The 12244-nt window shown below is 41.0% G+C and carries 8 protein-coding genes; 6 read left to right on the forward strand and 2 right to left on the reverse strand.

The window, feature by feature from the left end; all coding sequences use genetic code 11:
* Position 1 precedes the first annotated feature (1 nt).
* Together BM308_RS03895 and bcsA are read right to left on the reverse strand one after the other, a co-directional pair.
* Positions 2-2398 (reverse strand): cellulose biosynthesis cyclic di-GMP-binding regulatory protein BcsB, encoded by a 2397-nt coding sequence (locus BM308_RS03895; protein WP_074943031.1) that lies wholly within the window; start codon positions 2396-2398, stop codon positions 2-4.
* The gene (gene bcsA / locus BM308_RS03900) at positions 2391-4502 is read right to left on the reverse strand and encodes a UDP-forming cellulose synthase catalytic subunit (RefSeq protein WP_074943032.1); all 2112 of its coding nucleotides are present in this window, start codon (positions 4500-4502) and stop codon (positions 2391-2393) included. The genes BM308_RS03895 and bcsA overlap by 8 nt, the downstream gene beginning before the upstream one ends.
* 64 nt (positions 4503-4566) lie before the next feature.
* Between bcsA and BM308_RS03905 the strand changes: the two genes are divergently transcribed.
* From BM308_RS03905 to pelG, 6 genes are read left to right on the forward strand one after another with little or no spacing between them, the layout of a single operon-like run.
* A complete protein-coding gene (locus BM308_RS03905; protein ID WP_074943034.1) occupies positions 4567-6258 on the forward strand; it encodes a tetratricopeptide repeat protein in 1692 nt (563 codons plus the stop codon).
* 20 nt (positions 6259-6278) lie between these two features.
* A complete protein-coding gene (locus BM308_RS03910) occupies positions 6279-6800 on the forward strand; it encodes a hypothetical protein (protein WP_074943035.1) in 522 nt (173 codons plus the stop codon).
* Positions 6801-6819: 19 nt separating this feature from the next.
* On the forward strand, positions 6820-8214 hold the full coding sequence (locus tag BM308_RS03915; RefSeq protein WP_074943037.1) for a PelD GGDEF domain-containing protein: 1395 nt from the start codon (positions 6820-6822) through the stop codon (positions 8212-8214).
* Complete coding sequence (locus BM308_RS03920; RefSeq protein WP_074943038.1) at positions 8180-9163, forward strand: hypothetical protein; 984 nt, start codon at positions 8180-8182, stop codon at positions 9161-9163. Before BM308_RS03915 ends, BM308_RS03920 begins: the two co-directional genes overlap by 35 nt.
* Positions 9153-10742, forward strand: a complete 1590-nt coding sequence (pelF, locus tag BM308_RS03925) for a GT4 family glycosyltransferase PelF (RefSeq protein WP_083425434.1) — start codon at positions 9153-9155, stop codon at positions 10740-10742. Before BM308_RS03920 ends, pelF begins: the two co-directional genes overlap by 11 nt.
* The gene (gene pelG / locus BM308_RS03930; protein ID WP_074943040.1) at positions 10723-12099 is read left to right on the forward strand and encodes an exopolysaccharide Pel transporter PelG; all 1377 of its coding nucleotides are present in this window, start codon (positions 10723-10725) and stop codon (positions 12097-12099) included. The genes pelF and pelG overlap by 20 nt, the downstream gene beginning before the upstream one ends.
* Positions 12100-12244 lie beyond the last annotated feature (145 nt).

The following is a 12244-nucleotide window of genomic DNA, read 5'->3' on the forward strand; positions in this document are numbered from 1 at the left end:
CTTAATCCTCTTTCATGAATCCGCCTTCTTCGAGACGTCTTACCGAACGTCTCTGCAGAATCTTAGAAATAATCAGTGATAACATCATAACTATGAATACAGAGAATATAGCCAGCCACAGAATATGTTCACCGGCAAAATGCATGATCTTAAAGAGAGTGGATACATCTCCTGAATAGATAAAATCACCAACGGTATATTTAACTACTCGGTTGTCTCCGGAGATAACAGTAAGATCTCCGCCAACTTCGCGATTGATCTGTGGATTGTCCAGATCGTTTGAAAGCTTTGCAATTTCCTTGTCATCGGTAGCAGTTACCACCACTGCGATTCTCTCTGAGTCAAATGGAGAGAGCATACTCAAAAATCCTCTCCATGCCAGGGAGGTTCTTACGTAGCGGTTGGCATCAGCATTCTGATTTCTGAAATCACCCGAGAACAGTCTTTCTAGACCTCGCATGATTCCGCCTCTGAAATTGAGGAAACCGTAGTCATAGATGTTCAGCTCAAAGCCGTTGAAGGTGAATGCTGAATTTCTAAAGAGTACAGACAGAAAATCCTTGTTAATCAGAGTGGAAACAATCAGAATATCTTTTCCGTTAAGCTCTTCCTCATGCTGTCGGATATCGTTTAATCCCATGAGTACCATTGGCTTGGAAATCATTGCTCCTGTAGCATCACCACTGCGTGCTGCCATATCAAACAGTGACTTAAGCTCATTCTCTGTTGGATTCTCTGGCAGAAGTACCGCTGTCTGTGAGTAATCTGCATATTTTGAGAACGGGAATGATGCTCCTACGAAGTAGGACAGATTTGGCATTCTTGCATAATGAGAAGAATGTGACAGATCGATATAGCTTGAGGAGTCGATTACGCTCTTGATGTTCTGATTCTGAAAGACTGCACATGGAGCATTGTCATTGAGTCTTAAATCAAAATACAGATCGATGTCATTCTCACCATATATATATGATGGGTCAAGCTGCACATGGCGGTGAGTCTGTCTTGCATTACCTCCAAAAAGACGCCATGCGTTCTCTAACAGACCTTTCTTGTTAACAGGGAGTTTATCCAGGAAAATGCCTGATAGGGTAACATTAAGTCCTGAGTTTCTTTCATTCAGTTCCTTTTCTGCTGGGAACTCATATGATATGTACAGATCAGCCTGACCGTCGTACATCATAAACAGATCTGGTGCAGCTCTGAAAGGCAGATGAATGGAGTTATGCCAGAACCCCTTTGTGGTCAGTGACTGTCCCGGTTTTAAAAGTTCTCTCAGGTAGACTTTTCTGTTTGTTGAAATCCACTTTGGAGCATCGTAGGCTATACTCTCAGTAACGGTTCTTGAGTAAACCGGATAGTACGAGACATCTACCAGTTTCTCATTAGGTGAGAAGATTGGATCGCACAGCTGAAGCAGTTCATTTGAGAATTCCTCATCGGTCTCTGCCACCACATATATTATCTTGTAAGGATAGAAATATGGATTGTTCCTGATGTATACTCCTTTCTTTTCTGGCAGGCTAATGCCAGCTATCTTCTCTTTTGGTTTTCCAAAGAATATGGAATGATTGTGAGGAAGTTTGTCATAGGAAACTTTGAACTGAATGCCTCTATATTCTGCTTTGTCTCCAAAGAAGGAGGAAAGCATCTGAGCAGCCTTAATCTCAGTTGCAGTTGGATTTTTGGAGAAAACATACTCCACTTTTCCCTTGCTGATTTCGTATTTGTCGAAAAATGGCAGAGGGAACAAGGTTAGATCAGAGTCAATTTCCATAGTGTTGCCTTCAACAGACAGGAAACTGTTTCCTTCGATGCTTATTTCATTGAAACCGGTGTAGTCAATCTGACAGTCTGCTGAAAGACCTTCTTCTAGCTCAAAGGTTAGGCTGTTTTCCTGCGCAAGGTATTCTGAAGGCACGTTGAGTTCATAGCTTGAAGACTCAACATTTGAGATTACAAATGAGCCCAGCTCCTGATTATTCAGAAAAACTGAGAAGTGAGGACTTTTCTGAGCCATACCATCAGTAGCTGATATAAAGAGCTCAAGCTTGGACTTGGTTATGATCTTGTCTGTTGGCAGAGTAAAGTTCAGACCACTCTGTTTCTGACCTAAGGTCATAGTAATACCCTGAGGGAAACCAAGCTTTTCAAAGGATAGTTCGGCACTGTAGACGACATCCTTTTTTTCCTGTGTACTGATATTTAAATTATCACTGCTTGAAAGCTCAGTGAAGTAGCTATCATTCTGCTCTAATGGAGTAGAATTCAGAAGTATTTCCTGAAGTGCCTGAGGCAGTTCATTGGTTTTAGCGTTAGGAGCTTTTTCATCTGCAAATCCATGGGTGGTGAATACTAATGCAGATGTTAATAAAAGTGTTTTTGCAAAATTATTCATTGTGTTCCACCACTGCAATATGGATGTTGTCCTGATGGCGTTTTCCGGTTAGGGAATCTTTAATACAGCCTAAAATCGTGATAAATGATCTGAATGGATTATCCTGTTTATATTCAGGTCTTACCCAGGTATCTGCACGTGCGAACAGCAATCGTACAAACTCTCGTCTTGAATCGATATCAACGTCTAGGAATCTGATATGGATGAACTCATCCCTTCCCTGTGCAGGAATGACTCTCTCCACAGGAACACAGAAAGTATGTTTCTCGGTTTTGATTTCAATATGTGATATAGGATCTTCATCAAGATTCAGTTCACCGTTTTCAAAGTTGTCAACACGACAACCTGTCATGGACAGATCTCTCATTAAAGTACGGGAACAGTGTCCGCTTTCCTGATAGATATTAACTGGCGTTTCAACGTACAGACGGACTGTTTTTCTCTTATTGGCGGTTTCCCTTGCAACACAGATTGCAGCAGTCAGCAGTACAAGATTGAACACGGTCCAGGCGATATTCAGAATTGTTGGCTCAAGCTGAGCATCAAAGTAATTTGGAATGAACAGCTTTAAGCTACCGATTACAATTGATAGGAAAAGTATTCCCCATGCGATCAGATGTGGTCTTACTGACAGCGCATCAAAGTAGGACTTATCTACGGTATCACCTTTATCGGTCACATTAAATGAGCCGTGATGAGGTGAGAACAGAGTTACCACTGTAGGCAACACCAGGTGGAAGGATAGGACCAGATCATAAATTGGCCCCCAGAAACTGTATCTGTATTTTCCGTAAAGTCTTGAGGCTGCAAATATAGATAGAATCAGATGCGGTATAGCATATGATAGCAGCAGTTCTACCGAGCCATGAACAATTGACACACCAAAGAGCAGATAGAGTACCGGAGTGAACAGGAAAATCAGTACCGGTATTGCAAAGAAGAAATACATGGTGGCAGATAGATAACAGAGTCTTTGTGCCAGAGTAAGTCCTCTTCCCAGTAATGGATTGTCAAGACGGAAGATCTGGACCATTCCACGGGCCCAGCGGTTACGCTGCTGCAGATGCAGAACCAGACGCTCTGTTGCAAGGCCTCCTGCCAGAATATGATCAAGATAGGCTGTTTTCCAGCCCTTACGCTGCAGTCTTAAAGCGGTGTGGGCATCCTCGGTAACTGTTTCTACCGCAAAGCCTCCGATTTCATCCAGAGCCTTACGTCTGATTACTGCACATGAGCCACAGAAGAAGGTTGCATTCCAGTTGTCATTGCCTCTCTGAATCGGACCATAGAACAGGTCGTTTTCAGCAGGAATATCTCTGCCTAAATACAGATTTCTCTGAATTGGGTCAGGAGAGTAGAAATGGTGAGGAGTCTGTACCAATGAAAGCTTAGGATCCTTTAAGAAGGCTCCTACTGTTGACTGCAGGAAGATCTTGGTGGCGATATGGTCACAGTCGAAAATTGCAATCAGCTCTCCGTCTGTCAGTTTCATTGCATGATTAAGGTTACCTGCCTTAGCATGGTCGTTTTGGGTTCTGGTGATGTAGCCTACATTGGCCTCGGTGGCAAAGGAGGCGAACTCTTTTCTCTTGCCGTCATCGAGGATATAAATCTTCATCTTATCTCTTGGATACTCCATGCACTGAGCAGCAAGTACGGTATCCTTTACCACATCCAAAGACTCGTTATAGGTTGGAATATACACGTCCACGGTAGGCCATGAAGAGGTATCCTTTGGTAGAGGCACAATCTTTCTTTTAAGAGCCCATGACAGCTGGAAAAAACTTAAAAGCAGAACGATGTAAATATATATTTCAGCTAAAAGCAGCAGATATCCGAAGATCATGTCAATCCAGGATGGAAAATCCAGAGTCTGGGTAACTCTAAAGAACATGTATCTTGTTGATGAGATAACTGCAACCAGCAGAATTCCTAAAGATACGAAATGCTTTTTAGACATGAAATGAGCCACAAAACAGGTGGTAACCATGGTTATACCATAGATAAACTGATTGTGGGTACTCATTGGAGCAACTACCATCAGGATTAGAATCGGCAGTGCGACAAAGATTAAAAACAGAGATATGAGTAAATGGTTTTTCATGGGATTCTCTATCGAACTTTAATTCTTATCCTTTCTTAAAGGATTGATAATCATAGTGCCCTTGTTGACTACAAAGCCAAGTCTCTGGGCTACCTTTTTTGCGATAATTTCAATATCGAAGGCTGCAGCTCTTTATCACAAATACAAGAAGATGTTTGCGTCAAATCCAGGAGCCTGGCAGATGGCTGCATATCTTGCTTCAAGTTTAGGTTACGGAATGGATGCGAAAGTATGGTATGAACAGTATCTATCCAATGCACCTTCTCCTTCAGCGGTTGATCTGCTTTCATACGCCGAGGTTTTATCTGATCTAGGTTATTCTGATAAGGCATACAGAATCAGAAAGTATGTAGTGGATACTAAGACTGATGAACTGATGAAACTTGATGACAGCAATGTAACTTTAGCTTCGCTGGTTTCAACATTCATATCAAAGTCAGCAGGTGAGAACATAATTAGAAACGAACTGAAAACATCTCAAACTACTGCTTTGGGAACACAGTTGATGACTTCACTGCTTGAAAGAAATGACATAAAAAGTGCAGTTTACTTCAAAAAGAGAAGTTCTCTTGCAAATGTTGTTTTATCTGACAGTCAGGAGCTCATTCTTGCAACTCGTACAAAGGATAAGGAAAAGATAAAGGATCTTCTGGAACGCGGTGTTGGTATCAGTACTCCTGAAAGATACGACGCTCTTGAAAAAATCTCCAAGCGTCTTGAGGCATACCAGTTAGCTAAAAATACCGTTGGAGTTTCTCCTTACAGAGATGTTAATAAAGCGTTAAGAGGTCAGATGGCTGCTAATAATCAGAGCAAGACTCGCAGTGTGATGGCAGTTGTTAACTCTCAGCCTCTATGGGGACTTCATTCTTATGCAACGTATTTCCACGCTCCATATTCCCTTGGTCAGTTTGGTATAGCAACGATTTATCAGCAGTCCAAGGCTCCTGATGCTATGGCCATTTCCAAGCTTAAGAGTGAAAAGAGAATTATAGGAAAAGTCTCTTACGAACAGGATAAATATGAAGTTGTTGCAACAGCAGATCTTGCTGATGGTGCAGCTGATGAACGACTAGGACTGAAGGTTGATTATCTGTTCAGACTGGATGAACGATATGCTGTTTCTTTATCTGGCGCTATAAACCAGCATTCTATTGTTTCTCACATGATGGCTGTGCTTGGAAAGGATAACTATGCGGAATTACGTTTTAGCGCATCCCCTTGGAACAGAGAGTATTTTGCTCTGACCTCACGCATTCACAATTACAAGACTCGTTATGATGAGAATCTTGGATCTGGTTATGATCTGGAGTTTATGGCTATGACTCCTATCTTCAGTTCAGATCCTGCTTTATATGGTTATACCTCATGGCTCTATCAGAACAATAACCCTTCTGCAAACTCTCTTAATGATACAAACAGACTGAATGGTTCTTTAAACAATAATTTAGTACAGAGCCTAAGTTCAGAGTCATTTATTTCAAAACAGTATAAACATATGGCCTTTGGTTTGACCACCAATCATGGCGATCCGGGAATTCCAGGACCTACAGTCCCATCACCTCGATTCCTGTTTGATCTTTTCTCCGGATACAATTTTACTGAGAGAAAAGTTGATGCAGGTGTCAGTGTCGGAGTTGGTATAAGTCTGTTTAAGTCTCAGGATGAACTTTTTGTCAAGTCATCAGTACAGAGTGCTGATCGTCAGGGCAATAAGTCCGTATCTTTATCTGTCGGTTATAGCATGGTTTTTTAACTATTTGAGGAACAAACAAAATGAGAACTTTAACTTTAACAATTCTTGCAGCACTAGTTGCTTTATCAGGCTGTTCTACATACAGAGGATCAAATGGGATTTCTGTAGTAAATGGTTCAACTTTTGCAGTTATGCCATTTGTTAATCAGTCAAATACTCCTCTTGCAGCAGAAAATGTTGAAACAATCATCTGTTCAGAGCTTAGTGCAAAGAACATCAATTATGTTGCCTATGAATCTTCAGATGAACCAAAGGATCTAAAGAGTATTCTTGATGATTCATATACCACCCGTAAGGCCAATGAGTGGCTAAAAACTGTAAGTCACAACTACGTGATTTCTGGTTCTGTTGATGAGTGGAACTATAAAGCTGGTCTTGACGGTGAGCCTGTTGTAAGTGTAACCATCAGAGTTAAGGATGTAAACGGAAACGTTGTATACGAGAAAACCGGCAGCAGATCAGGCTTCGGTCGCGAGAGTCTGAATGGAGCAGGACAGAAGGTTGTAGAGAACATTTTAGGCGACATTAACTACAGCAGATAATCGCATAAGGGATTTATAAATGAAAAAGAGTCTTAAGGCGTTAGGCCGACTCATTACCAGTGGTTCTGGTCTTCCTTTAATTGTATGGGTTGAAACAGTTGTGCTGGCCGCAATCTCTTCAATTATCTGGATGAATTCTATCGAGATTTATTTTGATCAGAGCGGTCCTGTCCCAGTATTTACAGTAGAGAATACTTCTGAATTTTTCTGGCCGCTGGTTTTTGTAGTAATTGTAGCTTTGCGCTATGGTTTTTCCATGGGCTTTATTTCTGCAATTCTCTCAATTGTACTGACCCTGTCGTTTTTTAAATATCACGGTATCACCGATTATTTTTCATACTATCAGGCAGTTGGAATGCTGGTTGTAAACATGATTGCTGGTGAGTTCCGTGATGTATGGGAAGAAAGACTTCACCGTAATGACCTTGATTATGCCTTTATGAAAAAGAAGCTTTCTCTGTTTACTCAAAACTACTTCATGCTTCGTTCCTCACATGATCAGTTAGAGCAGAGAATGGCCGGACAGGTGGTAAGTCTGCGCTCAAGTATCAGTGAACTAGAAAAGCTCAACGAAAGATATCCTGTTTTAGGTGTAAAACAGTACGACAGAATAACTTCACTAGCACCTCATGTCCTAAAGCTTTTAGCTTCAATTGTGGTTATGGAAGAAGCCGGAATTTACAGAATTGAGAAAGGTAGAATTGATCCTAAGCCTCTGTCTGCAATAGGCAAGATGGCTGAACTTGATCTTAAAGACAGCATGCTCAATGACATGATGGAGAGTCGAGAGCTTTTATCTCCTATAAATCTTTATGAAACTGATTCAGCGCTTAAGTATCAGCTATGCATTCCTCTTATTGATACAGCTGGTGTTATGCATGCTTGCGTTGTAGTATCTCAGGTTAAGTTCTTCACACTTACTTCTCAGAATATTGCTATTTTGAATTTAGTTAGTGCCTATGCTGCTGACATGATGTCTACAGGTGTGATTGCTCCTGTTATTCAGTCCTCAGAGAAGGATCTGTTCCTAAGCTACCTTAAAAAGGCACTTGATGAGAACAAGTACCACGGACAGAACAGCAGTATTGTATTCTGCAGAGGTTATACTGATGCTGCTTTAGAGCTCTTTGACAAGACGATTTCTCTTCGTCGTGGTGCTGACATCTACTGGAAGCGTAAAAACAATGCCAACGAGAACATTCTGGTTGTTCTGTTGCCTCTTACCTCAAAGCTTCAGGCACAGTTGTATATTGATCGTGTTGACCGTCTTATGACCAAAGAGTCTGATGGGGCTATCAAACTTGATTTTACCGGACCTCTTGATGTAGCCGTCGACAATGATCAGTTGATTTCAGAGCTTAAAAAACTGGATTTAAAAGATGACGATTTTTCTTATTGTTTTAAGCCTGATTAGTGATATAAGCGCAGCTGTCTACGCTTTTTCCGATGCTGAGCTGTACAGGCGACTGCTGATATTTGCAATGTTTCATTCTATTGCAAGTATGAGTGCAGCCTATGCTATGTATATGCTTCTGCCTACTAATGTTAGGGTGGCTCAGAGCCCCTATATTGCTGTGGGCTTTATGTTCATGATGTGCATGTTCCTGCCTGTAGTCGGCTTTATCGGACTGTTTGTGTGTGTTGTTGTAGCCATGAATCTTCCAAGAAAGAAAAGTGAGGTTATGTGGGTTCATAATCCTAGGGAAGAATTGCCATCTCATCCTCGTGACATGATGTACACAAAGTTCGGTACAGGAGCTCTGCAGGATATCCTATTAAATGCACCTGACACAGAAAGACGTGTAGAAGCTATTTCATCTGTGTCTCATCTGCCTCGTGATCAGAGAATATCCTTTTATAAGATTGCGCTCAGAGACCCTGCAGACGATGTTCGCCTGATGGCTTATTCTCAGCTTGATCCTATTGAGCAGGGAATTACAGACAATATCAAGATGCTTGAAGATTCCTTCAAGGAGAACAATTCTGCAGATATAGCCTATGATATCGCTCAGCAGTTCTGGGAGATCTGCTATCTGGGAATTGCTGATACTGTTCTTGTAAAGCACTATTTAAACAATGCCAGAAAATGGTGTCAGAAGGCTATTGAACTTGAAGATCGAGGCAATTTTGAGCTTCTTTTAGGGCGTATTCTTCTTGAGCTTAATGAAATTGAGCCTGCCATGATTGCACTGCAGAAAGCAAAGAATGCCAAGATGCTGGATTCTCAGGTTAATACATATCTTGCTGAATGTGCTTTCAGAATGCGTGACTATGTTTCAGTTAAATCGTATCTGAGCTCTCTTTATACCACTGAAGGCTCAAAACTTTCTCAGATCAGGGAGTATTGGTTAAATGCCAAATAGTGAAGAAAAAAAGAGTGTGGGTGAAGTATATAACGAGCTGTTAAAAAAGGATGCCAGCTTTAATGTAGGTGCAGAGTCTGACATCTGCATGATGCTTGAGGGAACCTATCCGTTTGTTCGCGGAGGTGTTTCTTCATGGGTACATCAGATTATCAGCAATATGCCTCAGTACACCTTCTATCTGGTTTTCATCGGCGGACAGAGAAGCTCCTACAAGAAAATGGCCTATGAGCTTCCTTCAAATGTTGTCGGCATGGAAATGCACTATATTCTTCCGGATGAGAAGAATCTTTCCAAAAAGATGCCACAAAAAGCTAATAATAAGGATTTTGGTCTTTGGCGTGAGGTTATCAGTTCCTTTGATAATCCAGAAAATCCTATTCCTCACGACATTCTAAGAGATTTTGCCAATGCTATTGGAACAGATCCATATGCAATTAATGATCTTCTGTATAGCAGAGATTCCTGGGATATTCTGACCGAACGATATGATGCAATTGATGCTGAAGGCTCTTTTGTTGACTATTTCTGGACATATAGGACCTTATATCAGCCTTTAATTGAGCTTTGCAGAATTGCAGCTCATCTGCCAAAGACAAAATGCTATCACTCAATTTCCACCGGCTATGCCGGATTTCTTGGTGCTTTGGCTCATGCTTCAAACAATGTGCCTTATCTTCTGACAGAACACGGTATCTATACAAAAGAGCGCAAGATTGATTTGTCACTTGCAACCTGGATTAAGAGCAAGAGTGATTCTTTAGACATCTCAATGCATTCAGGTATGGATCTAATCCGCAGGATCTGGATTAATTTCTTTGTGCAGATGGGTAAGTCTGCATATCAGGAAGCATATAAGATTACAGCTTTGTTTGAAGGAAACAGACTTCGTCAGGTGAGCGACGGCGCTCCCGAGAAAAAGACTGTTGTTGTGGTAAACGGCATTAAGACTAAACGCTTTGAGGAAGCTTACAGCTTAAGACCTAATACTCCACCTCATGTTGTAGCGCTGGTTGGAAGAGTTGTATCAATCAAGGATGTTAAAACCTTTATCAGAACTATCAGAGGAGCCTTGGAGCTTTATCCTGATCTTGAAGGCTGGATTGTAGGTCCTAAGGAAGAAGATCCAAAGTATGTGTCAGAGTGTGAAAATCTGGTACAGAGTCTAGGTCTTCAGGAGCATATTAAATTCACAGGAAACCAGAATGTAGCCAAAATCATGCCTAAGATTGGAATTATGATGCTGACTTCAATTTCAGAAGCCCAGCCTCTAGTTCTACTTGAAGCTATGGCTAGTGGTATTCCTTGTATAGCAACAGATGTTGGTGCCTGTTCTGAGATTCTATATGGAGCAAATACAGAATCTCCTAACCTTGGACGTGCAGGTGAAGTTATATCAATTGCAAATCCAGCTCAGGGCGTGGAGATGATCGATCACTTCCTGCGTGATGAAAATCTATGGCGTGAAACAGGTGATATTGGCCGTCAGCGTGTGTTGAATCATTATGAAGAATCAATGATGTTTGATTCTTATAGAAAACTTTATCAAGAGGGTATAGATGGCGGGAATAGGATTTGAGTTAAGGAAAATTCTTAAAAGAGATTCTTTAACCTCTGTAATACAGGCTTATGGAATTGCATCTATAGTAAGTTCAGGTCCATGGGTGCTGTCTATCATGGCACTGCTGATTATTGGTATCATCAGTATAGATGTTGTATATCCATCGGTTCTGATTATTCAGTTTTTAATATCGGTCACGTATATGATGGCTGGGTCGCTTATATTAAGTGGCTTTTTCCAGATCCTTTTTTCAAGGTTTGTTGCTGACTGTGAATTCAGAGGCGAGGAGAATCGCATCATTCCTAATCTATTCGGAGCTATGCTGGTCTTAACCGCCGTATCAGGTGCTGTAGGATTCTTCCTGTTAACTCTTCTGCCTAGCATCGATTTTTCTGTCAGAATATGTATGCTTGCATCCTTTGTTCTTCTGACAAATCAGTGGATTGTGATTATTTTCCTGTCTGGTATGAAGGAGTACTACCGCATTGTTATAACCATGTTTGCAGGTTACGGCTTCATGGTATTTCTAGCCTGGTCAATACCTCCTTTTGGTCTATTAGGCCTTGAGTTTGTATTCTGTGTCTCTCAGGGACTACTTACCTTTGCTTTCCTGCTACAGGTTGTTCGCTCAATGCCTGGATTGGCTTTTATCAGATTTGATTTTCTAAACCCTCATAAGGTTTACGCTTCACTTGTATTCTGTGGTCTGTTCTACAACCTTGGAGTATGGGCTGATAAATTTGTTTTCTGGTTCAGAAATGAGACTTCCTATGCCCAGATAGATGTAATGCGAGCCTCTTATATCTATGATCTGCCTATATTCCTGGCTTATCTTGCAGTTGTTCCTGGTATGGCAGTATTTATCATGAGAATTGAGACTGATTTCACTGAGAACTGCTTTAAATTCTACAATTCTGTAAGAGAGGGTGGTTCTCTGAGCACTATTAATCTGTACAAGGAACAGATGATAGATTCATGCAGAAAATGTCTTTATAAGATTTTCAAGGTTCAGGGTATTACTCTGGCTCTGCTTTTGGTTTTTGCCAAGGATATTCTGTCTGCATTTGGTATTGACCTAATTTATCTGAACCTTTTCTATATTGATCTTGTTGGTGTAAGTCTACAGGTTCTGGTTATGTCTCTTCTGAATGTCATGTATTATCTGGATAAGAGATACGGCGCTCTGGTTCTGACTACAGTAATGGTTACATCAAACTTCCTGTTCTCATACATCAGTATTGATCTTGGTCCTGTGTATTACGGATACGGCTTTGCATTCTCAATGCTGCTTTGTACCATCACTGGTCTGTTCCTCGTTGATAGACAGTTCTCTGATCTTGAATACCAGACCTTCATGCTACAGAAAACTCAGTAGCAGTTGCGCGGGAAGCATATGTTTCCTGCGCTCTTAAATCTCTTTTCGTTACTCTCTTATAGAAGAGAAATCTCTTTTTTCAGGTGTTTACCTGTTTTCTCTATAATTCAGATTTAAATACCTTAAATATACTGAGATGCGAACG

The organism is Succinivibrio dextrinosolvens, from assembly GCF_900116345.1.
Lineage (GTDB): Bacteria > Pseudomonadota > Gammaproteobacteria > Enterobacterales > Succinivibrionaceae > Succinivibrio > Succinivibrio dextrinosolvens_B.

Coding starts and splice junctions, on each gene's coding strand:
- BM308_RS03895 (WP_074943031.1), bottom strand. CDS start 2,398: ATGAATAATTTTGCAAAAACACTTTTATTAACATCTGCATTAGTATTC.
- bcsA (WP_074943032.1), bottom strand. CDS start 4,502: ATGAAAAACCATTTACTCATATCTCTGTTTTTAATCTTTGTCGCACTG.
- BM308_RS03910 (WP_074943035.1), top strand. CDS start 6,279: ATGAGAACTTTAACTTTAACAATTCTTGCAGCACTAGTTGCTTTATCA.
- BM308_RS03915 (WP_074943037.1), top strand. CDS start 6,820: ATGAAAAAGAGTCTTAAGGCGTTAGGCCGACTCATTACCAGTGGTTCT.
- BM308_RS03920 (WP_074943038.1), top strand. CDS start 8,180: ATGACGATTTTTCTTATTGTTTTAAGCCTGATTAGTGATATAAGCGCA.
- pelF (WP_083425434.1), top strand. CDS start 9,153: ATGCCAAATAGTGAAGAAAAAAAGAGTGTGGGTGAAGTATATAACGAG.
- pelG (WP_074943040.1), top strand. CDS start 10,723: ATGGCGGGAATAGGATTTGAGTTAAGGAAAATTCTTAAAAGAGATTCT.